Raw genomic sequence first — 25986 nt, forward strand, 5'->3', positions numbered from 1 at the left:
GTCGTTGAACGGCCCGTCCGAACCGATTTAAACAATGTCAGCAACGAGGAGACGCGAAGTGTCGCGTCTCTACATCGCGCGTTTAGCCGTTGGTTGTACTTGGAGAAGCCGTAGCTTTGCGCGCCCGTCTGGCCGCCTTGAATCATGTCTAAATGCCGATTCAGAGCGTTCCTGAAATACACTGCTACAAGCCCAAGCGCACACCCACGTCATGCACCAGTACCACACCCTGCTCCAGCACATCCTCGATAACGGCACCCAGAAAACCGACCGTACCGGCACCGGGACGCTGTCGGTGTTTGGGTATCAGATGCGCTTCAATCTGCAGGATGGGTTTCCGCTGGTGACCACCAAGAAGGTGCACCTGAAAAGTATCATCCACGAGCTGCTGTGGTTTCTGCGCGGCGACACCAGCAACCAGTCGCTGGAAGACGTGGGCGTGACCATCTGGCGGGAGTGGGCCGACGAGCGCGGCGAGCTGGGCCCCATCTACGGCAAGCAGTGGCGCAGCTGGGCCACGCCCGACGGCCAGAGCATCGACCAGATTGCCCAGATGGTGCACCTGCTGCGCACCCAGCCCGATTCGCGCCGCATGGTGGTATCGGCTTGGAACGTAGCCGATTTGCCGCTGATGCGCCTCACGCCCTGCCACGCCCTGTTCCAGTTCTACGTGGCCGACGGCCGCCTCAGCTGCCAGCTCTATCAGCGCTCCGCCGACGTGTTCCTGGGCGTGCCCTTCAACATTGCCAGCTACGCCCTGCTCACGCTCATGATGGCCCAGGTCACCAGCCTGGAGCCCGGCGAGTTCATCTGGACCGGCGGCGACACCCACCTATACAGCAACCACCTAGAGCAGGCCCGCCTGCAGCTCACCCGGGAGCCTCGCCCGCTGCCCACCATGCGCCTGAACCCCGCCGTGCAGGACATCTTTGCCTTCCAGTACGACGACTTCACCTTGGAAAACTACGACCCCTGGCCCGCCATCAAGGCTCCGGTAGCTGTGTAGCATCCTGGAGTTGCTAGTATGTATAGATGTCACTGGCTCTGCGGCAGACAGCTTGTTGGCCCACGGCACTTGCGTTGTTTAGAAAAGTTCCGTCAGATAGTTTTTTTTAGCTCAATCTGAGAATCTTTAAATCTAAAAACAGGAATGGGGTCGTAAGTACCGGCATGATGGCTACGCTACTTCATGTTAATTACACCCCGCCGATGAATGCGCCCGTTGCGGGCTTGTCGCAGCAGCACCGGGCCTGGGTGGCGCTGTATTCACTCCAAACGAGCTTTTTGAGCCGTCGGGATGTGCTGGCGGAGAACAACGTGACGGAGGCTGATCTAGCTGCGCATACGCCGAGTTGGTTGCGGCTGCAGGAGCGGAGTGCATTACGGCGCCGGTAGGGAAATTTTCAATACGGGAAATAGGATGATTTGCATTTGGCCACCAAATCCGGCGGCCAAATGGGTTGCGTATCTGAGGTATGCTATATCTCTCTACAATACCCATTTATGCCATGGCTCTGCCCGGTCGCCAGACCCCGCCAAATCCTGCGCTTAGCCGCCGCCACCGTGCCTGGATTGCGCTATACGTGCTCGACAGCACTCATTGTGACCGGCGTGAGGTGTTGCGCCAGAACGATGTTACGGAAGATGATTTGCAGGAATTCTTCGACAGCTGGTTTCAATTGCGAGGCCGTGTAGCCGAGGCAACAGCATAAGCTCTATGTGAGGTTACGGGTAGACTGCTTTTGCCTTTTTATTGAAGTGTGATTATTTTGATATTGCATAGTGCGCTACAGGCAAAATGCTTTGGCATAGCGGAGAGTCATTGAAGCAATAAAACAGCAGTGAGTTTCTGCTGAAAGCATGGCAACGCAGACAGGGAACAGCAAGGCTACTAACGCTCCGCCTTCTGTAGCCGCCGAAGCAGCGGGTGCGCCACCGAGTCGAATAATTGGCCGTGGATTGCCTGCACGGGCCTGATGCCGGCAATATTGGCCGTAAATACCGCTTCGGCCCGCAATAGTTCCGCAGGCTGATATACCCCTTCCTGCCAGGAAACCCCCAATGAAGCCGCCACCCCCCGCAGGTGGGCCAGTCGGGTCCCGGCTATGCCCCCGGCGGCTTCGGCCGGCACGTAGAGAATGCCCGCCCGAACCCAGCCAACGCAAGCCGCTACCGTTTCGGCCACGTAGCCCTCGTGCGAGAGCAGAATGACCTCATCCAGTCCGCGCCGCTGCCGCTCCTGCGCCGCCAATACGTACGTGAGGGCATTGGGGCCTTTGCAGAACGACACCGCCGAGGCGTGCGTGCGCACGGTTTCCGCGAAGTCGCACTGCTGAATGGGCGTTTCCAGGGCCGTGAAGGGCTGGGTGGTCAACAGCCAGTCGGTTTGCGGGGTGGTGGGGGCGTAGAGGCCGCCGCCGCTGCGCCAGAGCTGCAGCCGGATGCGCTGCAGCGGCTCTGGGGCAGTAGCGGCCAGCTGCCGCACGGTGGTGGTGAGAGTGGCGCCGGTAGCCAGGGTGGCGGGCAACTGTAGGCCCAGGGCGGCGGCTGCCCGCTGCATGCGCGCTAGGTGATGGGGGAGGTAGCGCAGGCCGGTCGGTTCCCACACCAGCGTTTCGAAGAAGCCGTCGTTGAAGTACAGGCCCCGGTTGGGCAGCGGCAGGCGCACCGCGTCGGCCGGCAGTAGCTCGCCGTTATAAAGCACCATCATACCCGCAAAGAAAGCAGCCCCGGCCGGAACCAGCAGGGCAAGCCGGTTCTAGGCTTCTGCTTGCACCCATGCATCGGTCACCAGACTGCTCCATTTGGCGTGTCTGTGGGTCCTTAGGCTCCCGCTTGGTAAAAAAACAGATTTATTTCCTGGTTGGTAAGGCGCTGAAAACTTGCGGTTCCGGCCGAAAATGCAGGTTTTCCGGCGTAAGGTTCCCCGTGGAACATTTTGGCGTTCCACGATTTTTAGCTACTGTTTTTAAGTGCTATAACAGCCCAAACCGTTTGCCCGGCAGCGCCTTCAGCACGCTCCTAAACTCCAGCCCCAGCAGCAGCGACGCCACCTGGTGCACCGGCTGCTGCGCTTTCCAGGCCAGCGTGTCGAGGTGTTCCTCGCGGCCTGGAGCGGCTTGCAGCACCAGCAGCAGCTGTAGTTCCTCGGGTGTGAAATCCAGCGGGTCGTAGGTGGCGGGGCTTTTGGGCTTGCCGGTGAGGTGCAGGGCCAGGTCCCAGTTGAGCAGCTGCTCGATGTCGGCGGGCTCGGAGTAGAGGGCGGCGCGGTTGGTTTTAATCAGGTCGTGGCAGCCTTCGGAGGCGGGGGAGCCCAGCGGGCCGGGCACGGCCAGCACGTCCCGGTCGTAGCCCAGGGCCAGGTCGGCGGTTATCAGGGCCCCGCCTTTGCGGGCGGCTTCCACCACCACGGTCCCATCGGAGAGGCCGGCAATGATGCGGTTGCGGCTGGGGAAGTTGTACTTGTCGGGCTGGGTGCCGAAGGGGAATTCGGTGAGCAGGCCGCCCTGCGTAAGCATCTTCTCGGCGGTTTTGCGGTGCACGGCCGGGTAGAGCACGTCCAGGCCGGTGGCCATCACGCCCACGGTTTCCAGGCCTTCCTGCAGGGCAGCCCGGTGGGCCGCAATGTCGATGCCGTAGGCCAGGCCACTGACGATGAGTGGTTTGTGAGAGGCTACGACTTTGATGAGCCGCTCGGTTTGCTCGCGGCCGTAGTCGGTGGCCTGGCGGGTGCCTACCAGGGCCAGGGTTTTGGGCTGGTTGAGGTCGGCAGTGCCTTGGTAGTAGAGTAGGGCGGGAGCGTCAGGAATCTGCTTGAGGCGGGCCGGAAATTGCTTGCTTGTGTAGAACAGCAGCTGCACGCCATCCTTCTCCGCCCGGCGCAGACTGGCCTCGGCCTGCCGCAACGCGTTGCCACGCTCCGCCCCGGTAAGAATAGCCGCCGTAGCCGGCCCCACGCCCGGAATCTTGAGCAGCTTGCCCGGCGGCAGGTGCAATACGTTCCGGGCCGAGCCCCCGTAGCTCATCAGTTGTCGCGTCAGCTGCGGCCCGATGTTGGGGAACAGCGTCAGGGCGACTTCGTGGAGGAGAGTATCGTTAAAATCAGTGGGCATCAAATAACTGGATAGCAGTTATAAATAGCTTGTCGGAATGTTTTTCAACTGCTCCGGTAAACTCCAATTCTGCGGTTTAAATCTTGGCTCTACAAATTCGCCGCCAGCAGCTAACCAGGTTTTGCGGTAAGCTAGTGCACTCTCCACTGTGTAGTCTTCATAGCCATGTTCTACATTACAACATGGGCAGAGGGAGTAGGAAGGCTCATTTCCAGTAGCGCCATAGGGATTATCATCGTTAGCAAGCCCACAGATGCGGCAAAACTGGACTGAATCAGACATTGGCTAGCAGCATTATCAAGAAATTTGTACGGATATGAGTAGGATCGTTCGCTCAGCATGACAGGCAGATTTACCCCTGCTGCGCCTTCCCAATAGCGTCCAGTTCCTTCTTCATTGTCACCATGAACTTGCGGATTTTCTCCAGGCTCTGGATGACGTCGATTTTCTCCTTGAGCTGGGGGCCTTTCTGCTTGAGCATGTCGCGGGCGCCGGGGATGGTGTAGCCACGCTCCTTCACCAGGTGGTAAATCGTGCGGAAAATGTCCACGTCCTGGGGCGTGTAGAGGCGGTTACCCTTCTTGCTTTTGCGCGGCCGTAGCTCCTCAAACTCCGTCTCCCAGAACCGGATCAGCGACGGGGCCACGTTGAACTGGGCCGCCACCTCGCCGATGGTGAAGTACTGCTTCTCGATTTCGCGGTCTTTGTAGGGCATAAGGCGGGCAGTAGCGCGAAGCCTTTGCTTCGCGTATATCTGGAACGGGAAAAGCAGCGGCAGAGTAGACAATACGCGAAGCAAAGGCTTCGCGCTGCTGCTCGGGTTTCGCTTTCCACATCAGGTCGGCTACCTTTGCCGGCGGCGCAATTCCTGTTGATTGCGAAAAGTAGCCAAAATACCGGCTGCGGCCAATTTTACGAACCCTACGCGTCGCGGAGCCTGCCTTCGCGCTACTCTTATGTCACTCCCTACCGCCTCCCACGTCCGCCAGCAGTTCCTGGACTTCTTCGCCTCCAAAGGCCACCACATTGTGCCCTCGGCCCCGATTGTGGTGAAAGATGACCCCACGCTGCTGTTCATCAACTCGGGCATGGCCCCGTTCAAGGATTACTTCCTGGGCAACAAGCCCGCGCCCTTCAGGCGCATTGCCGACACCCAGAAGTGCCTGCGCGTGAGCGGCAAGCACAACGACCTGGAAGAGGTAGGCTACGACACCTACCACCACACCATGTTCGAGATGCTCGGCAACTGGTCGTTTGGGGATTACTTCAAGAAGGACGCCATTGCCTGGGCCTGGGAGCTGCTCACCGACGTGTACAAGCTGGAAAAGGACCGCCTCTACGTGACCTATTTCGAGGGTGACAAGGCCGACGGCACCGCCGCCGACACCGAAACCCAGGACCTCTGGCGCCAGTACACCACCGACGACCGGATTCTGCCCGGTAACAAAAAGGACAACTTCTGGGAGATGGGCGACACCGGCCCCTGCGGCCCCTGCACCGAAATTCACATCGACCTGCGCTCCGAGGAGGAGCGGGCCGCCAAGCCCGGCCGCGAGCTGGTAAACGCCGACCATCCGCAGGTGGTGGAAATCTGGAACAACGTGTTCATGGAGTTCCAGCGCCTGGCCGATAAGAGCCTCATCAAGCTGCCCGAGCAGAGCGTGGACACCGGCATGGGCTTCGAGCGCCTGATGATGGCCGTGTCGGGCGTGAAGTCCAACTACGACACCGACGTATTCCAGCCGCTGATTAAGTTCATTGCCAATGAGGTAGGCCTGGAGTACCACGGCACCGCCCCGGCCACCGTAAACGACCAGCCGGCCACCGAAAACGAGAAAACGGATATTGCCATCCGCGTTATTGCCGACCACATCCGCACCATCAGCTTCGCCATTGCCGATGGGCAGCTGCCGAGCAACGTGAAGGCCGGCTACGTGATTCGGCGGATTCTGCGCCGGGCCGTGCGCTACGCGTTTTCGTCGCTGGGCCAGAAGCAGCCCTTCCTCTACAAGATTGTGCCCGTGCTGGCCGACCAGATGGCCGGTATTTTCCCCGAGCTCAAGCAGCAGCAGCAGTTTGTGCAGCGCGTGGTAGAGGAAGAAGAAATTGCCTTCCTCAAAACCCTCGAAAACGGCCTGCGCCGCTTGGAAACCCTGGAAGAAGGCTTCCGCCAGAACGGCAGCCGCATCGATGGCAAAACGGCCTTCGAGCTGTCCGATACCTTCGGCTTCCCGCTCGACCTAACCGCCCTCATTGCCCGCGAAAAGGGTTTGAGCGTGGACGAGGAAGGCTTTAAGAAGGAGCTGGAGCAGCAGAAAAGCCGTAGCCGCAACGCCCAGGAAACCGAGCAGAGCGACTGGACCGTGGTGCGCGAATCCGAAGAGCAGCCCGCTTTCGTGGGCTACGACCAGGAGCAGGCTCCGGCCCGCATCCTGCGCTACCGCCGCACCGACCGCAAAGGCAAAACCGAGTACCAGGTGGTGCTCGACCAGACGCCGTTCTACGCCGAATCGGGCGGGCAGATTGGCGACACCGGCTACCTGGAGTCGCCGCTGAGCAAGGTGCGCGTGCTCGACACGAAAAAGGAAAACGACCTCATCGTGCACACCGTGCTGGAGCTGCCCCAGGACCTCGACGCCGAGTTTACGGCCCGCTACGACCATGCCCGCCGCGCCCAGATTCAGCGCAACCACACCGCCACTCACCTGCTGCAGGCCGCTTTGCGGGAGGTGGTGGGCAGCCACGTGGCCCAGAAAGGCTCGCTCGTGAACGAGAAGCTGTTGCGCTTCGACTTCTCGCACTTCACCAAAGTCACCGACGACCAGCTGCGCCAGGTGGAAACGCTGGTCAACGCCCGTGTCCGGCAGCAGATTCCGCTGGACGAGCGCCGCAACGTGCCCATCCACGATGCCAAAGCCCTCGGGGCCACGGCCTTGTTCGGGGAGAAGTACGGCGAGTTCGTGCGCGTCATCACCTTCGACCGGGAGTTCTCGGTGGAGCTGTGCGGCGGCACCCACGTGCGCACCACCGGCGACATCGGCTTCTTCAAAATCACGAGTGAAAGCGCCGTGGGCGCAGGCGTGCGCCGCATTGAGGCCGTGACGGCCGAGGCCGCCGAAGCCTTCGTGAACCAGCAGCTGGACTTGCTGGCCCAGGTGCGCGAGTCCCTCGGCAACCCCCAGCACCTGATTCCCGGCATCGAGAAGCAGACCGAGGAAATTACCACCCTGCGCAAGCAGATCGAGCAGTTTGCCCAGCAGAGCATCAACCAGCAGAAAGATCAGCTGGTGGGCCAGGTGAAGGCCCTGCACGGCGTGAGCTTCCTGGCGGCCCAGGTGCAGGCTACCTCCGCCGACGGCCTCAAAACCCTGGCCTTCAACCTGCGCCAGGCCGTGCCCAACCTCGTAGCCGTCCTCGGCGCCGAAATCGACGGCAAGCCCCAGCTGGCCGTGATGCTCGACGACGAGCTGGCCAAAGGCGGCAAGCTCAACGCCAGCACGCTGGTGCGCGAGCTGGCCAAGGAAATCCAGGGCGGCGGCGGCGGCCAGCCGTTCTTCGCCACGGCCGGCGGCAAAAATGCCGCCGGGCTCCCGGCCGCCATCGGCAAAGCCGAAGGCCTGATTGACGGCCTGCTGGCTTAGAATCATTTCCCGTAAGAAAACGAAAAGCCCCGTCAGCAATACTGGCGAGGCTTTTTTGTGTCGACAGGAAGCTACACGCCTACCGTAATGCTGCGGCGCTCCAGCAGCAGCGTATCGCGCCAGTGGCCGCGCTGCTGCCCGATTCGCTCGCGCCGGCCTACTACCCGAAAGCCGGCGGCTTCGTGCAGCCGGACGCTGGCTTCGTTTTCGGGGAAGATGCCGGCCTGCAGCGTCCACATGTTGTGGGCTTCCGATTCGGCTACCAGCGCCGCCAGCAGCTGCCGGCCCACGCCCTGGCCGCGGGCCTCGGCGGCCACGTACACGCTCACCTCGCCCACGCCCCCGTACACGCACCGCCCCGATACCGGCGACAAAGCCGCCCAGCCCAGCACCTGGCCGGTGTCGCCCAGGGCCACCAGGCGGCTGTGGGGCAGGTGGCCCCGGTCCCAGTCGTCCCAGGTGGGGGCTTCGGTGGCGAACGTGGCCTGGCCGGTGGCAATGCCGGCCTCGTAGATGGCCCGGGCTTCGGGCCAGTGGGCAGCGGTGAAGGGTTGGAGTAGCAGCATAGCCTGAAAATACAGATTCTTCCGCGGCCCATAACAGGAAGCTAGGCTTCAATCCAAAGACACAACGCCCCCGGGCAGCCAACTGTTGGCCGCCCGGGGGCTTTGCATCAAACCTTACCAGCGAATCAGAAGCTGCGGCTAGCGAACCAGCGGGCTGCCCCAGTCGAGGATGCCGCCGGCCAGGTTGTGCACCTGCCCGAAGCCGGCCGCGCTGAGCTGGGCTGCGGCTTTGGCCGAGCGCGCGCCGCTGCGGCAGTACACGTAGGTGGGGCGGTTGGGGTTGAGCGTGGTGATGCGCCGGGCAAAATCGAGGCCCGTCACGTCGATGTTGAGGGCCCCGGGCAGATGGCCGGCACCAAACTCGTCGGGGCGACGCACATCGACGAGCACCGTGCCGGCTTGGCGGACGCCGGCCGCAAATTGGTCTGCGGGCAGGTCCCGGTAGGCAACAGTAGCCGATGACTTCAGGATGTCGGACATAATAAAACAGAGAAAAAGGATGAGTGAAGAATGCAGAAAAACCAGCGGCTAACGGCTGTGCACGCGCACGCGCCGGCTGGCGGAAGAGCCCGGCAGATGCCGGGAGCAGCTGCCCGCAAAAACCGGGAAGCCGCTGGCAAAAGGCGGTTTGTGAAAAGCGGAAACTGCTGCTCTAGCCAGGCAGCAGCACCCAGGCATTAGCGTTGCAGAAAGAGCAGAAAAGCCACTGAGCGGCCCGCGGACGGCCCGTATCAGGGCCGCCACGTAGAAACCCAGCCGCATGCAGGCCGGTGAAATGTGAAGGAAATCAGAGTAAATATATGAACATATTTTCATGTATTTAAGTTGCCGCCCTCAGTGTTTTTCCGGTCCGGCGCGTGGGCGGGGGCTGGCAGGGGCTTTTTCCGGCACTGCCACGCCCGAAAGCCGCAAACAGCTCCGGCAAAAAATAACCGACCCGGGTTGCCGGATCGGGTACGGGAGTTGCAGCAAGTTGCGGTAGGCTAGGGCAGCGTGAACGAGAGGTCGGCGCTGATGAGGTTGGCGGTCAGGCCGGTGCTCTGGCGGTAGTAGGCGTAGCGGATATCGAGGGCTTTGAACTTGGCCACCCGGCCCTTGAAAGGCGTTTTGAAGCGGCCGATGCCGTACACCGGCGAGTAGCGCAGCCCCAGCCCGAACTTGTTGGCCGAGAAATCGGCCAGGTCGTAGTCGGAGGTGTAGTACTCGTCGGTGACGGAGTGCGCCAGGTAGGGCGCGAAGTAGTCGGCGGCGGTTTGGGTGTGGTAGCGGTAGAAGGGGTAGAGCACGAAGAAGGGCGTCACCTTCACCGGCGTTTCCAGCTCAAACGTGTGGGCCGTGATGCCGAAGTTGTCGTTGTAGAAACGGTAGTAGCCGCGCAGCTGCACCAGGTCGGTGGCGTAGTAGTTCAGGCGCAAACCCACCGGGTATTTCAGGCGCTGGCGGGGCAGCAGCTCGGTTTTGGCGGTGCCATAGGCGCCGCCGGTTTCGCGGAAGTACACCCGATGGAAGGGCGTGCTCAGCAGCCCGCGCTGGGCCACCAGCTCGGTGCTCACGGCCACCTGCAGGCGCTGGCTCAGCACCTGCGAGTACACGATGTTGAGGTTGTAGCTCTGGCGCGTGGTGCCGCCGGTTGGGTCCGGCGTGTTGCGCAGCTCCACGGGCCGGATAACCGTCACCTGATCCAGAAACACCTGGCCGGCCACGCTCAGCTCGCGGTTGCCGTCGGCGGAGGCGCGGGCCCAGGAGCCCGACACGTTGAAGGACAGGTAGTCGTACTCAGCCGAGAAGCCGGCCCCGACGCCCACAATCGTGCGCTTATCGGCCAGCTGGCGCGCCAAACCCAGGTCGAGGTGAATGCGCGTGTCGCTAGAGGACGGCGACGAATTCACCTGGTCGATCCGGTCGGTAGAGGCCGAGGAGTAGTAGTCCAGGCCCAGGTTGGCCGACAGCCGGGTGGCCGAGTCCAGCGGCACGTTCAGGATGATGGTGGGCGTGAGGTCGGTGAGCTGCTGGGTGCCGATGCCGCCTTCCACGGCGCCGCGGTTGCCATCCTGCGAGTAGTAGCTGGTGAGGATGTTCAGCTCGGTTTCGCCGTGGTTGCTGGGGTTGGGCGGGCTGGGCGCGGTGGTGTTGGGCGTGCCGAAGCCGTCGATGCGGTTGGGCGTGGGCGTGGCCTGGGACCAGGCCAGCGCGGGCAGCAGCGCCAGCAGCAGGGCCGCGGCGCCGCGCGGCACGAAGGGAGAAGAAGTGTGGTGCATGGAAGGTCGGGTAGCAAAAAGCAGGAATCAGGAAAAAGCCAGGCCCGGGCCCCCTGTAGGGTTGCGCCTGGCTGGCGGCGTCAGGGGTCAGTTGCAGCCGCAGCCGCCGCCCACTTTGCCGCCGTTGGCCCCGCCGGCGCCTTCGCGGTAGCTCTGGAAGTTGGTTTCGTACACCTCAATGCGCTTGTTGCTCAGCTTCATGTCCTCGTCGTTGAGGTACACTTTCTGGTAGGCCGCCACCGAGACGCAGCTGCTCAGGCCGCTGCCGCCGGCCAGCAGCAGGCCACCCAGCGCCAGCCGGGCAAAGTTGGGGAGAGTCATAGGGTTGGTCATGGGGTTGGGGCGGCCGTTTTGGCGGGCTGCGTGGAGTAGTAGTTCAGGGCCATACCCTTGGATGCCAGGGTGCGGCCGTCGTTGGTGATGAGCGTGCAGTCCACGCCTTTGAGCTTGTTGATGAAGGCCAGGCCGGCCTCGGGGCCTTTCACGAACACCACCTCGTCGAGGCCATCGGCCAGCTCCACATCGGGGCAGATGATGGTGACCGAGCGCAGGCCGGTGGCCGGATAGCCGGTTTTGGGGTCGATGATGTGGCCGTAGTACTGGCCTTTCACCGTGAAATACTGCTCGTAGTTGCCGGCCGTCACCACGGCCACGTCGGTCACCGTCAGCCACGACGACACCGACTGCGGGTAGGCCGGGTCGCCGATGGCAATGCGCCACAGCGAGCCGTCGGCCTGCCGGCCCCAGCACGACACGTCGCCGGAGCCGTTGATGAGGCCGCCCCGAATGCCCATCTGCCGCATCAGGGCCTGGGCGCGGCGCACCCCATAGCCCTGCAGGATGCCGGCCAGGTTCAGGCGCATGCCCTTGTCCTGCAGCATCACGGAGTGCGTGGCCGGGTCGAGCAGTACCTTGCGGTAGTCGATGCGGCGCACGGAGGCTTTTACCACTTCCGGAGCCGGCAAAGCGGCGTGCTCCTGCTTGTCGAACTTGTAGATCTTCTCGCCGCCGGCGAAGGTGATGTCGAAGGCGCCGTCGCTGAGGGCCGAGAGCTTGAGCGTGCGCTGAATCAAATCGTACACCTCTTGGTCGACGATTACCGGCCGCAGCCCCGCCGCGCGGTTGATCTGGGTGATCTGCGAGGTGGAATCCCAGTAGGAGCACAGCCGGTCGATGCGCTGGCCTTCCCGGATGCCGGCCCGCACCGCCCGCCACGCCAGCGAGTCGTCGTCGGAGACGGCCGTGAATGTGAAGTGCGAGCCCATCAGGTGGGCCGAGCGGGTGAAGTTGCGCGTTTTAGCCGGCGCACCGGTGGCCGGGGCCTTCCCCGCTGCCGCCGTCTGCGCGTGAGTTGGGCAGGCGCCGGCCAGCAGGCTGCCGAAAGCTAACAGCAACGGCGCTTTCCGCGAAAGGAAAGCGCCGGACCATGTGAGAAGAGTGCGCACCGGAGTTATTTCTTAGCCAGCAGTTGCGAGAGGTAGGCGTCGTAGGCCGTGGCCCCGCCGGGGCGGTAGCCGGTTTTGGCCAGCACCTTGCCCTCGGGGGAGAGCAGCACCACCAGCGGAAACGCACCTTCCTTGTTGAGCTGGGCCGCGGCCTGCTCGTTGATTTTGGTCTGGGTGGCGGGCAGCTTGTTTTTCTTGCTGCGCGGGAAATCGAAGCGGGCCAGCACGAATTTGTCTTTGGCAAACTGCTCGAACTCCGGCTTATCGAATACTTCCTGCTTGAGCATGATGCAGGGCTTGCACCAGTCGGAGCCCGAAAAAACGGCCAGCACGGGCTTGTTGGTGGCTTTGGCCTGCTGCATGGCGGCCGTCAGATCGGTGTTCCAGGAAGCGGGAGCCGTCTGGGCCTGGGCCCGGGCACCAACGGTGATCAGCAGAGCGGAGAGGCAAAGGGCAGGGAAGCGCATGGGCGGAAACAGGTCAGGTGAAGAATTAAAATCAAATTAAAACATAAACCGTGCTACCCGTACGATCCCCGCCCCGGATTGGTGCAATCTTAAGTTGATCTTAAGGCAGCGCTAGCCCGTGATGCGCAGGGACGTGCCGGTTTGCACCACGGTGTACTGCTTAAGGCCCTGCGACACCGGCCCACTCACCACGGCGCCTCCCACCGTAAACACGGCGTTGTGGTTGGGGCAGATAAAGCGGCTCTGGCTTTGGTTGAAGTACACGCTGGTGCCTTGGTGGGGGCAGGGAGCCTGGAAGGCAACGTAGGCGCCGGCCGTGGTCTTGGCCACTATCACGTCGCGGTTGGGCCCGTAGATGTAGCCTTTGGCGGCGTCGTTGAGGTCGGCGCTGCTGCTGGCCGTCAGGTCCACGGTGAAGTCGACGTTGGTGGCCGGAGTGGGGGCCGGGTCGCTGCTTTTGCTGCCGCAGCCGCCCAGGCACACCGACGCCACCAGGGCCGTGGCCCCCATGCCAAAAAGCTGCAGAAATTCTTTGCGGTCCATTGCGGAAGGAGTGGCCATAGGGGGCGAAGGCTGGGAATGAGAAGCTAAATCAAGAACGAGGAAAGCCGCCTGCGCGGATTGCCGCGGCCGCCCGGCGTCTGCCGCACCGGCCGGCAGACGCCAGGTTGCCGATGAGGCCGGTGGCCCGGGCAGGCCGAAGAAGCGCAGTCGGCTGGCAATCAGGCATTCTGGAGGGCAGCCGCAGGAAATGGAATCAGGCGAATAACGAGGTTGTAAGTGAAATTCAGGTGAGTCAGACCTTAATATTCACTTAAAAAACGAGGTTCGGTGTCCGCTACTCGTCGCCCTGGCCTTTACTATGCTCGGCGGCCAGAAAGTAGGCGCCGTGCTGCACCACGCGCAGGGTGTCGCGCACGGGCGTCAGCAGGGCCACGGCTACGTCGCCGTGGGCGGTGGCGCCGGGGCGGAGCTGGATGCGCCGGAAGGTGGCGGTGCTGTCGGTGGTGGCGGTCTGCACGTAGGCGTAGCTCATTTCCCCGGCTTGAATGATGGCGTCTTCGGGTAGGGTGCGCACGCGCTGGCCGGCCGTTTGGATGCGGGCGGCCACGTACTGGCCCGGCAGCAGGTTGTCGGCGTCGTTGCCTTCGAGGTGGGCATGCACGGCAACTGTGCGGGCGTCGTCGTCGAAGGCCTTGCCCACCAGAAACACCCGGGCCCGCAGCACCGGGCCGCTGGTGCCGCGGGCCGGCACCGTAAACAGAATGGGCTGGCCCAGCTGCACGCGGGCAATGTCGCGCTCAAACACCTTCAGCTGTAGGTGCAAATCGGAGCGGTCTACCACTTCTACCAGCACGTCGGCGGGGTTCACAAACTGGCCGGGGTTGATGCTCACCGTTTTCACGTAGCCGCCCAGCGGCGTGGTGAGCGTGACGGTGGGCTGGATCTGGCCGGAGGCCGCCAGGCGGCTGGCCGAGATGTTGAGCTGGGCCAGCTGAGCGGCCAGGCTGCGCTGACTGGCCTGCTCGGTGGCATAGTCGGCCTGGGCCTGCTGCAGCTTGCGCTTGGCGCCCACGTCTTCCACATCCAGAATGCGCTGGCGCTCCAGCTCCTGGCTCAGGAAGCGGGAGCGGGCTAGGCTTTGCAGGTAGTCCTGCTGCAGCTTGAGGTAGTCGGGGTGGCGCAGCACGGCCACCACCGCGCCTTTTTTCACGAACTGCCCGGGCAGCACCTTCACCTGCTGCACATAGCCACCCAGCACCGCCGATATGGACACCATGTTCTGCGGCGGCACGTCGATGACGCCGTTGGCCATCACCTCGGAGGCCATGTTCTGGCGCGTAAACCCGCCCAGCGTAATGCCGGCGGCCCGGGCCTGGGCGGCGGAAATCGTGACCAGGTCGGGGTTGGCGGGAGCGGCCGGCGGGGCGGGCGGCGCGGCGGCATCGGCCTGGGTGGAAGCGCCGCCGTTGCAGGCGGCCAGCAGGCCCGCCAGCGTGGGCATCAGCAAAAAGAGCGTCAGGGAGGAAGAAGCGGATTTCATATGGCAAAAGCGCCTGGGCGCGGGATAAACAGAGGAAGATATTGGGGAAGAAAAGCGGCGCATCAGTCGGTGCCGCTGAGGCCCTGCAGGGCAATGACGTACTCGTTGTACTGCTGCACCTGGTCGAGGTAGGCTTGCTGGATCTGCCAGGCCGGCTCGGTGTTCACCACGTAGGTCACGTAGTCGATGTCGCCGGCTCGAAAGCTCTTTTCAGCGGTGCTCAAAATGAGTTTCGCCTGGGGCAAAGCATACTGCTCGTAGTAGCTGAGCGAGGCGCGGGCGCGGGCAAGCTGCTGCCGGATCTGGCCCAGCTGGCCGGAAAGCTGGGTGGTGGCGTAGGTGAGCTGGCTGGCCGCCACCTGCTCGCCGAGGCGGGCCGCCGCAATGCGACCCTTCTGCGCGCCGCCCAGCAGCGGCACCGAAATACCGCCCTGCACCACCTGAAAGCCGCGCTCCTTGTTGATGGTCTGGTTGAAGTAGCCCACCCGCACGTCGGGCAGGCGGCGCAGCTGCTCCACGCGGGTCTGCAGCTGGCTTTGCGCCACTTCCTGCTGCAAGAGGCCCAGGGTGGGGTTGGAGTCGGGGGAGAGGGTGGCCGTATCGGCGGGGCTGAGCTGGGCCACGAGGCTGGCGCTGGTGTCGATGGCGGCCGGCAGGCCGCTGCCCAGCAGCAGCGCCAGCTGCTGTTGGCGCACGGCCAGCTCGGTGGCCGTGGTGGCCAGCCGGTTCTGCAGCTCCCGCGAGCGAGCCTCGGCCGACACCTGCTCCAGACGGTTGGTTTCGCCTACCTGGTAGCGGATGCGGGCGGCCCGGGCGGCCCGGCGGTAGAGGCTGTCCTGGCGGCGCAGTAGGGCGGCGCGGCGGTACGTGAGCAGCAGCTGCGAGTAGCTGCTGCGGATGTTCTGGCTTAGCTCGCGGCGCTGCACGCGGCCGCGCTGCTCGGCCGTGAGGGCCTGGCTTTCCAGCAGCCGGCGTTGGGCGGCGTACACGTTAGGCAGGGCCGTTTGCTGAATGACGTTGAAGCTCTGGTCAATCAGGCCGCCCGAAATCTGGCCCCGCTGGTAGTCGAGCACAGTGCGCGGAATGTCGTAGCCGGTGCGGGTGAGGGCCCGCTGCTGCTGCACCTGCAGCGCCGACGACTGCACCGACAGGTTCTGGCTAAGGCCGGTTTGCAATGCCTGTTGCAAGGTAAGCGGGCCGGTAGGGGCGGGGGCGGTTTGGGCAGAGCTGCTGAAGGGTAGCAGCAGGAGGAGCAACGCCAAGCCTAACGCAAGGGCCTCACCCCCCGGCCCCTCTCCTTCAGAGAGGGGGAGCCACGGTGGCGCGGTTCTGAATCGTCCGGCTCCCCCTCTCTGAAGGAGAGGGGCCGGGGGGTGAGGCACTCGTTGCTTCGCCATCATCCGTGAAGAAGGTATAAAGCACGGGCAGCACCAGCAGCGTGAGCAGCGTGGCCGTAATCAGCCCGCCGATAACGACGGTAGCCAGCGGCTTCTGTACTTCGGCGCCGGCGGAGGTGCTTAGCGCCATCGGCAGGAAGCCCAGCGAGGCCACCGAGGCCGTGAGCAGCACCGGCCGGAACCGCTCTGCGGTGGCCCGTAGCACCCGTTCGCGCACGTTGCGCACGCCTTCCAGGGCCAGCTCGTTGAGGCTGGCCACCAGCACGATGCCGTTGAGCACAGCCACCCCAAACAGCGCAATAAAGCCCACGCCGGCTGAAATGCTGAACGGCATCCCGCGCAGCCACAGCGCCAGAATGCCACCGATGGTAGCCAGCGGAATACCCGTGAAAATCAGCGCCGCCTGCTTCACCGACTGAAACGACAGATAAAGCAGCAGGAAAATCAAGGCCAGCGAAATGGGCACCACCACGCTCAGGCGGGCCTTGGCCTGCTGCAGGTTCTCGAAGGCGCCGCCGTACTTGATGGTGTAGCCGGCGGGCAGCTTCAACCCCTGGTCGAGCCGGCCCTGAATTTCCTCCACCAGGCTCTGCACGTCGCGGCCGCGCACGTTCACCCCGATGTTGATGCGGCGGCGGGCATCGTCGCGCGAAATCTGGGCCGGGGCGCTGCGGTAGGCCACGGTGGCCACTTCCTCCAGCGGAATTTTCTGGCCCGTGGGCGTATCCACGTAGAGGTTGCGCAGATCCTGCAGGCCCTGGCGGCTGGCGCTGTCGAGACGCACCACCAGGTCGTAGCGCCGCTCGCCCTCGTACACCTGGCCGGCCACGTCGCCGGCAAACGAGGTGCGCAGCAGCGCGTTCAGGTCGGAGATGCGCAAACCGTACTGGGCCATTTTCTGGCGGTCGTACGTCACGCGCAGCTGCGGCAGGGCCGCAATCTGCTCCACCTTCAGGTCGCCGACGCCGGCCAGCGGGCGGATGAAAGTGGCGGCCTGGTTGGCTTTCTCGAAGAGCAGGGCCAGGTCGTCGCCGTAGATTTTGATGCTGATATCCGACTTGGCGCCCGAAATCAGTTCGTTGAAGCGCATCTGAATGGGCTGCTGAAACTCCATGCTCACGCCCGGCACGCCGGCCAGGGCCTGCTGCATCTTGTCGGCCAGCTCCTCGCGCGAGGTGGCCGAGGTCCAGTCTTTCTGGTCTTTGAGAATCACCATCTGGTCGGAATCTTCAAACGACATGGGGTCGGTGGGGATTTCGGAGGTGCCGATTTTGCCCACCACCTGAAGGACCTCGGGGAAGTTTTTCAGCAGAATCTGCTGCACCTGGGTGGTGGTGGCAATGCTCTGGGCCAGCGACGAGCCGGGGGCCAAAGTCACGTTCACGGCGAAATCGCCCTCGTCAAGCTGCGGAATAAACTCGCCGCCCATGCGCGAAAACAGCCAGCCGGCCAGCACCAGCAGCGCAACGGCCGCCGCCACCACCGCCCCGCGCAGCCGCAGGGCGCCCTCAATCAGCGGCTTGTAGCCGCGGTACAGAAACTTCATGATGCGGTCGGCGAGGGTGCCTTCCTCCTTGATGTCTTTGCGCAGCGCCCACGCCGACACGGCCGGCACGTAGGTGAGGCACAGCAGCATGGCGCCCATAATGGCGAAGCTCACGGTCAGGGCCATGGGCCGGAACATCTTGCCCTCGATGCCGGTGAGGGCCAGGATGGGGAAGTACACGATGAGGATGATGAGCTGCCCGAACAGGGCCGAGCGCATCAGGCGGGTGGCGGCAGTTTCGGCCACCTGGTCCATGGTTTCGTGCGCGGTCTGGGCCCGGAAGTGCACGAGGTGGAAGATCATGGCTTCCACGATAATCACGGCCCCGTCCACAATCAGCCCAAAGTCCAGCGCGCCCAAACTCATCAGGTTGGCCGACACGCCAAACGTGCGCATCATGCCCAGCGCAAACAGCATGCACAGCGGAATCATGGAGGCCACCACCAGCCCGCCGCGCCCGTTGCCGAGCAGCACCAGCAGCACCACCAGCACAATTACGGCGCCCTCCAGCAGGTTGCGGCTCACGGTGGCAATGGCCTTGTCGATGAGCTTGGTGCGGTCGAGGAAGGGCAGGATTTCCAGGCCGGCGGGCAGGGTTTTCTCGATTTCAGCTACCCGCTCCTTCACGCCCTTGATGGTTTGCTCGGAGCTGGCGCCCTTCAGCATCAGCACAATGCCGCCCACGGTTTCGCCCTGGCCGTTGCGGGTCATGGCGCCGTAGCGGACGGAGTGCCCGAAGCGCACGTCGGCCACGTCGCGCACCAGCAGCGGCGCGTTCTGGCTGGCCTGCTTGATGACGATGGTGCCGATATCCTGCAGCGAGTTTACGCGGCCTTCGCCCCTGATGAAGTAGGCGTTGGGGCCGCGCTCCAGGTAGCTGCCGCCGGTGTTGGCGTTGTTGTCCTGCAGGGCCTGAAACAGCTCGGGCATGGTCACGCCGGCCGCGTTGAGGCGGTCGGGGCTGACGCTCACCTCGTACTGGCGCACCATGCCGCCGAAGCTGCTCACGTCTACCACGCCGGGCACGCCGGCCAGCTGGCGCTTCACCAGCCAGTCCTGCACGTCGCGCAGCTTCGCCAGCGAGTAGCGGCCTTCGTAGCCCTTCTTCACCCGGATGCTGTACTGGAAAATCTCGCCCAGGCCGGTGGTAATCGGGGCCATCTGGGGGCGGGCGTTGTCGCCGAGGTCGGGTTGGGCGGAGGTAAGCTTTTCGGCCACCAGCTGCCGGGTCTGGAGCGTGGGCACGTCGTCGTCGAACACCACGGTAATCACCGACAGCCCAAAGCGGGAAATCGAGCGGATTTCGATGACGCCGGGAATGGTGCGCAGCTGTAGCTCCAGCGGCACCGTGAGCAGCTGCTCCACCTCCTGGGCGGCCAGCGCGGGGCTCTGGGTGATGACCTGCACCTGGTTGTTGGTCACGTCGGGAATGGCATCGAGGGGCAGGTGCAGGGCCGAGTAGCCGCCCCAGCCCACCAGGGCCACCAGCATCAGCACCACCATCAGCTTGTTGCGGATACTGGCGGCTATGATTTTAGAAAGCATCAGAAGTCGGGTAGAAGAAGAAAAGGAAGCTGGCCGGAGCACGGGCAGCCGGCCGGCACAGCTCTACAGGCGCGGCTAAAAGCTGCACCGGAGTTGCCGCAGCCGCTCAGCCACCTGGCGCAACAGCGGGGCGCGCTCAGGGGCAGACCGCTCTACGGGTAGCTACCCGAAGAAACGCAGTCGGCAGGAAATAAAACAGAAGGAGGGAGGCGCCACCAAAGCGGCGCCGGGCACGCGGCGCTAGGCGCAGGGCGGCTGCCAGCGGCCCGAGGCGTGGCCGCTGGGGCAGCAGGGGTGGGCGGCCGGCTGGTAGGCCGGGGCGGGCCAGCTGGCAAACGCCACGGGCAGCACCAGCACGGTGGGCAGCACGCATACCACCGGCACGGCGGCGTGGTGGCAGTCGTGCAGGGGCAGGTCCTGGTGCTCGGTGGGGGTGCGGCCGGTGTGCGTCTGGCGGCCGGTGCTGCTGTAGTGCAGCACCAGAAACTCGCCGAAGCTGAGGGAGCCAGGCAGGGCCTGGTGCTGGCGGTAGTGCTCCAGCAGGCGCGGCAGCCGGCCCAGCTCGGCCAGGTCGTGGCGCGGCAGCAGGCTGCTGGCCAGCATCAGCACACTCAGCAACAGGGAAACGAGACTTCTCATACCAAAGACGGGCCCGGCCGGGCCGGATTTGATGCTGCAAAGAACGGCACCGCGCCTTAGCGGGGCCTTACAACCAACTTAAAGTTTTCTTAAAATGCCATTTTGCCGCCGCTGGCGGGCATCTTGCCGCCGGGTTTGTAGTTAGGTTCGCAGACTGTTTCGCGGCGGCCGGCTGGTGCCGCGCGCCATTTCGCTACGCCTGGCCTTATGCATATTCTGGTAATCGAAGACGAGCCCGGCATTGCGCGCTTCCTGAAGCAGGGCCTGGAAGAGGAGGGCTTTGCCGTGGACGTGGCCGACAACGGCACCACCGGCCTGGCCCGCGCCCTGGCCGGTGCCTACGATTTGCTGCTCGTGGACTGGATGCTGCCCGGCCTCACCGGGCTGGAGCTGTGCCAACAGCTGCGCGCGGCCCATCACGCCACGCCCCTCATCTTCCTTACCGCCAAAGACACCGTGCCCGATACCGTGGCGGGCCTGCAGGCCGGCGCCAACGACTACATCAAAAAGCCCTTCCATTTCGAGGAGCTGCTGGAGCGTATCCGGGTGCAGCTGCGCCCCGCACCCGCGCCCACTGGCGAAGCGGAGCGTTTCACGGTCGGCCCCGTTGTGCTGGACGTGGGCACGCACCAGGTCTACAAAGACCAGCAGGAAATTGCCCTGACTCAGAAGGAGTTTGCGCTGCTGGAGTACCTGCTGCGCCACAAAGGCAAGGTCTGCCGCCGCCAGAGCATCATCGAAAACGTCTGGGATATTCATTTCGAATACAACACCGGCGTCATCGACGTGTACATGAACGCGCTCCGCAAAAAGCTGGGCTTCAGCAAAGACGACGACTACCTGCAAACCATCCGCGGCATCGGCTACGTCGCCCGGGATTAGGTTTTTTTGTTGGGGTGATGAAGTGAAGAGGTGATGGGGTGATGAGGTGAAACGTCAGGCCGTCATTCCGAGCACAGCGAGGAATCTCGCGTGCTGACGTGGGCCTCACCCCCGGCCCCCTCTCCCGTGGAGAGGGGGAGCCCGCTTCCCAGTGATTACCAAGCTGGCGAGATTCCTCGCAAGCTCGGAATGACGTTCTTTCTTTACCTGTCACCTGTCACCTGTCACCTGTCACCTGTCACCTGTCACCTGTCACCTCATCACAAACAAAAATGCCCTTCACCTTCAAAAACCGGATTGCGCTGCACTACATACTGGCTACGGCGGCGCTGGTGGCGGTGGTGTATGGCATGGTGTATGGCGTGGTGAAAAATCAGGTGTATGCAGAGCTGGATGGCAGCCTGCGCTTTGAGGTGGCCAAGCACATGCGGGAGCTGGTGGTGGAGGGTGGCCGGATGCGGTTTGCCCGCAAGCAGGAGTGGCAGGAGCGGGAGCACCGCGAAGTGCAGGTGAATCCGGTGTTTATTCAGGTGGCCGACCTGCAGGGCCGCGCCACGGACCGCTCGCCCAACCTCAACAGCGCCCGCCTGGAGTTCGACCCGGCCGCCGACGGCCACGTGCCGCTGAACGCGCAGCTGCGCGGGGCGGCCATCCGGCAGCTGCAGGAGCCGGTGCTGCGCAACGGCCGGCCGGTGGGCTATCTGCTGGCCGCCATTTCCTCGGAGTCGGCGCGGCACGTGCTGCAGAGTCTGGAAACGGTGCTGCTGGGCTCATTTCCGGTGGTGCTGCTGGTGCTGTTTGGCATTGCGCGGCTGCTGGCGGGGCGCAGTATTTCGCCCATTGCGGCCATCACGGCCACCACCAACCGCATCACCCAGAGCAACCTGGCCGAGCGCATTGCCCTGCCGCCCCGCCCCGACGAGCTGCACACGCTGGCCTCGGCCATCAACCAACTGCTGGAGCGCATGGAGAAAGCCGTGGTCCGCGAAAAGCAGTTCACGGCCGACGCCTCGCACGAGCTGCGCACGCCGCTGGCCGTGCTCAAGGGCACCCTGGAAGTGCTGGTGCGCAAGCCCCGCAGCGCCGCCGAGTACGTCGAGAACATCACGCTCAGCGTTCAGGAAATAGACCGCCTCACGCACCTCGTAGACCAGCTGCTGCTGCTGGCCCGCTTCGACAGCGCCCCACAGGTTGAGCACCGCCAAGAGCTGCCCGTGCTCAGCAGCGTGCACGACGTGCTGCACCGCCGCCGCGCCGCCCTGGAGGCCCGCCGCATCCGGGTAGACGTGCAGGACGCCGACACGCCGCCCATCCACTCCGACCCCTACCTGGTAGACCTGATTCTGGATAACCTGCTCGACAACGCCGTGAAATACTCGCCGGCCGGCTCCACCATCACGGTAGCGCTGGATGAGGCCGGCGCCCGCCAGCGCTGCACCATTTCCGATGAGGGCATCGGCATCCGGCCCGAAGACCTGGGCCGCATCTTCGACCCGCTGTACCGCTCCGACGCCCTGGCGCACAAGGAAATCGGGGGCACCGGGCTGGGCCTGTCCATCGTAGCGCGGGCCTGCGCGCTGCTGGGCATTGAGCTGGCCGTGGCCAGTACGCCGGGGCGCGGCAGCACGTTTACGCTGCTGTTTCCGGCCGGCTGAGCGCGGCGTTGGGGCGGCCTTGGGCTGGTTTGTAGTTTGGCGGTAACACTGTAATTTTGGCTGAGCAGGGGACGCCGGGCCAGTTGGCCGCAACTCCTGCTGTGTCTATTATTATCCAGTATTGCCCGCGTGAAACGAATCCTATTTGCCCTGTGGCTGACGAGCAGCAGCGCTGCCTATGCCCAGCAGGCCCCGGCCGGCGCCCAAAGTCTTAACGCGTACTTCAGCGCCCAGCCCGGCAACCATAGCAGTGCGGGTTTTGGCAGTGGTTACCAGCTGCGCACCGATACGGTGGCCGGCCCGAACGGTGGCGGCATCATCCAGCGCTACTACGCCAGCGGGCAGAAGCAGGAAGAGCTGCCCTGCCAAAACCTTCAGAAGCAAGAGCTGCACGGCACCCAAACCCGCTGGTTTGAAAACGGCCAAGTGCAGGCCGTGGACCATTTCGTAAACGACCAGCGTCACGGCCAGCTCCTGACCTACTATCCCAACGGGACACTGCGCCGCCGGGAAGAGTATGAGCACGGCCAGTCCGTGAAAGCCGAGTGCTTCGGGCCCGATGGTCAGCCGGTGGCCTTTTTCAATTATATCCAGTTCCCGGAATATGCTGGCGGCCTATCTGTGCTGCTGCAAACCATCGGCAGCCGCACCCGCTACCCCAAGGAAGCGATACGCCACGATGAGCATGGGAAGGTGCTGGTCGATTTTGTGATTGATCGGAACGGCACCGTGCAGCAGGCCCGGGTGCGCCAGCATGTAAGCCCGCTGCTTGACGCTGAAGCCCTGCGCGTAGTGAACAGCCTCCGCAGCTGGACACCCGGCCGCCTCGACGGAGAGCCGGTAGACGTGTTTTTCACGCTGCCGGTCACGTTTGCCCTTCGCTGATTTCTTCCGTTTTCTCACCCTCACTGTTACGCTATGCGCATTTCTACTCTTGCTGCGGCCATCCTGCTGGCGGCCGTTTCCACCACCGCTTCCGGGCAGGCCTTCACCGACCCGGGTGCCTACAACAACGCCATTGTGGCCGAGCAGCTGATCATGCAGAAGAAAAACCTGCGCTACATCAGCAAGGCGGCCCACAGCGAAAACGAGCGCAAGATTGAGGCCCGCCGCCAGGATGTGGTGGCCCAGAACAAAGCCTCTCTAACTAAAATCTCGCACATGCCCGGCTACGAGGGCAACACCGAGTTCCGCGACCGGGCCAAAGCCGCGTTTCAGCAGATGCTGGACGTGTATGCCGCCGACTACAAGCAGGTAAACTCGCTGGCCGCCAGCCGCACGCAGAGCCTGGAAGCCATGCAGCGCTACTTCGACGCCGTGGAAGCCGCCGAGCAGAAGCTGGAAGTGGCCGGCGACAGTGTGGAAGCCGCGCAGAAACGCTTCGCTGCCCGCTACAAGATGACCATGAGCGAAGACGCTGAGGCCCGCAAGATGAGCGCCGTCATCCGGCAGGTGTCGGAGGTGAATACCTACCAGCACAAGGTATTTCTGGCGTTCTTCCGGGTGGAAAAGGCCAACGCCAAGCTCACCGACGGCCTCAACGCCCAGAACGCCGCCGACTTCGAGGCCGCCCGCGTGCTGCTGGCCGCCGAAACCGACAAGGCCCTGGCCGAGCTCAGCGCCGTACCTGCCTTCCGCGGCAAAGACACCCAGTACCGCGACGCCACCCGCGACTATGCCAAGTTCTACCTGATCTGGAGCGCCAACCAGTTCAAGAAGATGACCGAGCTGATCGAGAATAAGGACAAGCTCACCAAAGTGGACGTGGACACCTTCAACGGCTACATCAAGGCCTACAACGCCCAGAACAGCAAGTTGATGGACGCCTACAACCGCGCCGCCAACAACTTCCAGGCCGCCTACATCCCGGTCTTCAACGACTAAGCCTGCCGACGTATGAAGCGAGTGCTGGGATATGTATTGATAGGACTGGCAGTGGTATTGGCGCTGGCGGCAGTTGGCCAGGTTCAGGCGCTGCTGCAAGCTATAGGTGGGGTGTTGTTCATCTTCAGCGGCCGCCTGGATGCGGCTGGCGCCGGCCGGGCAATGGGCCATTTGTTTTACTGGTTTCTCCATTTCGGGCTGCTGTACTGGCTGTGGCGCCACGGCCGGCAGTGGACGAAAGCTCCGGCAGGGAAGACCGAATAGCCCCGTCCGGGATATTACCGCCGGCACCGACCATCTGGTCGGTGCCGGCGCTTTTTCTCGGGCAGATAGTTTTAACTTGCGGCCCCGGCGGCCAACCCGCCCAATTCCCTCTTATGGACGACAGCATCAAATCCAAATACCAGCCCGTCATCGGCCTCGAAGTACACGCCCAGCTGCTCACGCGCAGCAAGATGTACTCCTCCGACGAAAACGAGTACGGCGCTTTGCCCAATAACAACCTGAGCGTCATTACGCTGGGGCACCCCGGCACGCTGCCGCGCGTGAACTACTCGGCCGTGGAGTTTGCCATGAAAATGGGCCTGGCCACCAACTGCCACATCCGCCGCGACAATCTGTTTGCGCGCAAAAACTACTTCTACCCCGACCTTCCCAAGGGCTACCAGATTACGCAGGACAAAACCCCGATCTGCACCGAAGGCCACGTGGATATCCGTCTGGCCGATGGCTCGGTGAAGAAAATCGGCATCACCCGCATCCACATGGAGGAGGACGCGGGCAAGAGCATGCACCTGGCCGGCGAGGTGGAAACCCTTGTGGATTTGAACCGGGCCGGCGTGCCGCTCATCGAAATCGTGAGTGAGCCCGACATCCGGACCGCCGAGGAAGCCTACGCCTACCTGGCCGAAATCAAGAAGCTGGTGGAGTACCTCGGCATCTGCGACGGCAACATGGAGGAGGGTTCTTTGCGCTGCGACGCCAACATTTCGGTGATGCGCAAAGATGCCACCCAGTTTGGCGTGAAGGTGGAGGTGAAGAACATGAACTCGTTCCGCAACGTGCAGCGGGCCATCGAGTACGAGATTGAGCGGCAGATTGCGCTGGTAGAAGCCGGCGAAATCATCGACTCCGAAACCCGCGGTTTCGACGCGGCCACTGGCACCACCAACGGCCAGCGCAGCAAGGAAACCATGAACGACTACCGGTACTTCCCGGAGCCTGACCTGCCGCCGGTTATCATTTCCGACGAGTGGCTGCACCGCGTGCAGAGCGAGCTGCCGGCCCTGCCGGCGCAGCTCTACGCCCGCTTCACCGGCGAGCTGGGCCTTTCGGATTACGATGCCACGGTGCTCACGGCCGAAAAGGAAGTGGCGCTCTATTTCGATGCCCTGACCCGCCTGACGCCCAACGCCAAAGCCGCCGCCAACTGGGTAACCGGCCCGGTGAAAGCCTACCTCAACGAGCGCGCCCTCACCCTCGACCAGTTCCCGCTCAGCCCGCAGCACCTGGCCGACATCATCCAGCTCATCGACGACAACAAGGTGGGCCACTCGGTAGCCAGCAAGCAGCTGTTCCCGTTCCTGCTCGACAACCCCACGCACACCGCCGCCGCCGCCGCCGAGGCCCAGGGCCTGCTCCAGCAGTCGGATTCCGGCGCGCTGGAAGCCATGATTCAGCAGGTGCTCGACGCCAACCCGGCCAAGGTGGCCGAGTACCGCGCCGGCAAGAAGAGCCTCACGGGTATGTTCATGGGCGAGCTTATGAAGCTCACCGGCGGCAAAGCCGACCCCAAAATGGCCAACCAGCTGTTGCGCCAGAAACTTGACGCCTAAGCCTGGCTAAATCCGGTGCACATGCAACGCAACCCCTATCAATTGACTCAATTGATAGGGGTTGTTTTTT

At 63.5% G+C, this 25986-nt stretch carries 23 protein-coding genes; 8 read left to right on the plus strand and 15 right to left on the minus strand.

Annotation, left to right across the window (positions count from 1 at the left end):
• Nucleotides 1-211: 211 nt before the first annotated feature.
• Nucleotides 212-1006, plus strand: coding sequence for a thymidylate synthase (locus N008_RS16970; protein ID WP_044017583.1), 795 nt, complete (start codon nucleotides 212-214; stop codon nucleotides 1004-1006).
• A gap of 885 nt (nucleotides 1007-1891) precedes the next feature.
• On the opposite strand, the gene N008_RS16975 is transcribed toward N008_RS16970, so the two are convergent.
• The 4 genes from N008_RS16975 to N008_RS16985 form a co-directional block, all read right to left on the minus strand.
• Complete coding sequence (locus N008_RS16975; RefSeq protein WP_044017584.1) at nucleotides 1892-2710, minus strand: aminotransferase class IV; 819 nt, start codon at nucleotides 2708-2710, stop codon at nucleotides 1892-1894.
• A gap of 265 nt (nucleotides 2711-2975) precedes the next feature.
• Entirely contained in the window at nucleotides 2976-4112 is a 1137-nt protein-coding gene (gene dprA / locus N008_RS16980; RefSeq protein WP_044017585.1) for a DNA-processing protein DprA, read from the minus strand.
• A gap of 18 nt (nucleotides 4113-4130) precedes the next feature.
• Nucleotides 4131-4394: a hypothetical protein gene (locus tag N008_RS23285; RefSeq protein WP_071884557.1), complete on the minus strand. Its 264-nt coding sequence runs from the start codon at nucleotides 4392-4394 to the stop codon at nucleotides 4131-4133.
• 70 nt (nucleotides 4395-4464) lie between these two features.
• Nucleotides 4465-4827 (minus strand): MerR family transcriptional regulator, encoded by a 363-nt coding sequence (locus N008_RS16985; protein WP_044017586.1) that lies wholly within the window; start codon nucleotides 4825-4827, stop codon nucleotides 4465-4467.
• Nucleotides 4828-5068: 241 nt separating this feature from the next.
• Between N008_RS16985 and alaS the strand changes: the two genes are divergently transcribed.
• Nucleotides 5069-7753: an alanine--tRNA ligase gene (gene alaS / locus N008_RS16990; protein ID WP_044017587.1), complete on the plus strand. Its 2685-nt coding sequence runs from the start codon at nucleotides 5069-5071 to the stop codon at nucleotides 7751-7753.
• A 71-nt stretch (nucleotides 7754-7824) separates the two neighbouring features.
• Here alaS and N008_RS16995 read toward each other — a convergent pair whose 3' ends face one another.
• The 11 genes from N008_RS16995 to N008_RS17045 all read right to left on the minus strand — a co-directional run bounded on the left by N008_RS16995 (nucleotide 7825) and on the right by N008_RS17045 (nucleotide 19660).
• Nucleotides 7825-8319 carry a GNAT family N-acetyltransferase gene (locus N008_RS16995; RefSeq protein WP_044017588.1) on the minus strand — a complete coding sequence of 165 codons (495 nt, stop codon included), beginning with the start codon at nucleotides 8317-8319 and terminating at the stop codon, nucleotides 7825-7827.
• 138 nt (nucleotides 8320-8457) lie between these two features.
• Nucleotides 8458-8799, minus strand: coding sequence for a rhodanese-like domain-containing protein (locus N008_RS17000; RefSeq protein ID WP_052381663.1), 342 nt, complete (start codon nucleotides 8797-8799; stop codon nucleotides 8458-8460).
• A gap of 503 nt (nucleotides 8800-9302) precedes the next feature.
• The gene (locus N008_RS17005; RefSeq protein WP_052381664.1) at nucleotides 9303-10577 is read right to left on the minus strand and encodes a DUF3570 domain-containing protein; all 1275 of its coding nucleotides are present in this window, start codon (nucleotides 10575-10577) and stop codon (nucleotides 9303-9305) included.
• Between the two features lie 87 nt (nucleotides 10578-10664).
• Nucleotides 10665-10898, minus strand: a complete 234-nt coding sequence (locus N008_RS17010; RefSeq protein ID WP_052381898.1) for a DUF4266 domain-containing protein — start codon at nucleotides 10896-10898, stop codon at nucleotides 10665-10667.
• A gap of 8 nt (nucleotides 10899-10906) precedes the next feature.
• Entirely contained in the window at nucleotides 10907-11971 is a 1065-nt protein-coding gene (locus N008_RS17015) for an FAD:protein FMN transferase (protein ID WP_052381665.1), read from the minus strand.
• A 56-nt stretch (nucleotides 11972-12027) separates the two neighbouring features.
• On the minus strand, nucleotides 12028-12489 hold the full coding sequence (locus tag N008_RS17020) for a thioredoxin family protein (RefSeq protein ID WP_052381666.1): 462 nt from the start codon (nucleotides 12487-12489) through the stop codon (nucleotides 12028-12030).
• Between the two features lie 111 nt (nucleotides 12490-12600).
• Complete coding sequence (locus N008_RS17025) at nucleotides 12601-13050, minus strand: ubiquinol-cytochrome c reductase iron-sulfur subunit (protein ID WP_081910855.1); 450 nt, start codon at nucleotides 13048-13050, stop codon at nucleotides 12601-12603.
• Between the two features lie 277 nt (nucleotides 13051-13327).
• Nucleotides 13328-14533 carry an efflux RND transporter periplasmic adaptor subunit gene (locus N008_RS17030; RefSeq protein WP_044017591.1) on the minus strand — a complete coding sequence of 402 codons (1206 nt, stop codon included), beginning with the start codon at nucleotides 14531-14533 and terminating at the stop codon, nucleotides 13328-13330.
• 62 nt (nucleotides 14534-14595) lie between these two features.
• A complete protein-coding gene (locus tag N008_RS22730) occupies nucleotides 14596-15795 on the minus strand; it encodes a TolC family protein (protein WP_197062886.1) in 1200 nt (399 codons plus the stop codon).
• 37 nt (nucleotides 15796-15832) lie between these two features.
• The gene (locus N008_RS17040) at nucleotides 15833-19021 is read right to left on the minus strand and encodes an efflux RND transporter permease subunit (protein ID WP_081910858.1); all 3189 of its coding nucleotides are present in this window, start codon (nucleotides 19019-19021) and stop codon (nucleotides 15833-15835) included.
• 240 nt (nucleotides 19022-19261) lie between these two features.
• On the minus strand, nucleotides 19262-19660 hold the full coding sequence (locus N008_RS17045) for a hypothetical protein (RefSeq protein WP_044017593.1): 399 nt from the start codon (nucleotides 19658-19660) through the stop codon (nucleotides 19262-19264).
• 207 nt (nucleotides 19661-19867) lie between these two features.
• On the opposite strand from N008_RS17045, the gene N008_RS17050 reads away from it, so the two are divergent.
• The 6 genes from N008_RS17050 (at nucleotide 19868) to gatB (ending at nucleotide 25916) form a co-directional block, all read left to right on the plus strand.
• Nucleotides 19868-20542 (plus strand): response regulator transcription factor, encoded by a 675-nt coding sequence (locus N008_RS17050; RefSeq protein WP_044017594.1) that lies wholly within the window; start codon nucleotides 19868-19870, stop codon nucleotides 20540-20542.
• 272 nt (nucleotides 20543-20814) lie between these two features.
• Nucleotides 20815-22197 carry a sensor histidine kinase gene (locus tag N008_RS17055; RefSeq protein WP_044017595.1) on the plus strand — a complete coding sequence of 461 codons (1383 nt, stop codon included), beginning with the start codon at nucleotides 20815-20817 and terminating at the stop codon, nucleotides 22195-22197.
• 129 nt (nucleotides 22198-22326) lie between these two features.
• Nucleotides 22327-23082, plus strand: a complete 756-nt coding sequence (locus N008_RS21820; protein WP_052381668.1) for an energy transducer TonB — start codon at nucleotides 22327-22329, stop codon at nucleotides 23080-23082.
• 33 nt (nucleotides 23083-23115) lie between these two features.
• Nucleotides 23116-24081, plus strand: a complete 966-nt coding sequence (locus tag N008_RS17065; protein ID WP_044017596.1) for a hypothetical protein — start codon at nucleotides 23116-23118, stop codon at nucleotides 24079-24081.
• 12 nt (nucleotides 24082-24093) lie between these two features.
• Nucleotides 24094-24345, plus strand: a complete 252-nt coding sequence (locus N008_RS17070) for a hypothetical protein (RefSeq protein ID WP_044017597.1) — start codon at nucleotides 24094-24096, stop codon at nucleotides 24343-24345.
• Between the two features lie 113 nt (nucleotides 24346-24458).
• Nucleotides 24459-25916: an Asp-tRNA(Asn)/Glu-tRNA(Gln) amidotransferase subunit GatB gene (gene gatB, locus N008_RS17075; RefSeq protein WP_044017598.1), complete on the plus strand. Its 1458-nt coding sequence runs from the start codon at nucleotides 24459-24461 to the stop codon at nucleotides 25914-25916.
• The last annotated feature ends 70 nt before the right edge of the window (nucleotides 25917-25986 follow it).

Origin of the sequence: Hymenobacter sp. APR13, assembly GCF_000737515.1 — a bacterium.
GTDB lineage: Bacteria > Bacteroidota > Bacteroidia > Cytophagales > Hymenobacteraceae > Hymenobacter.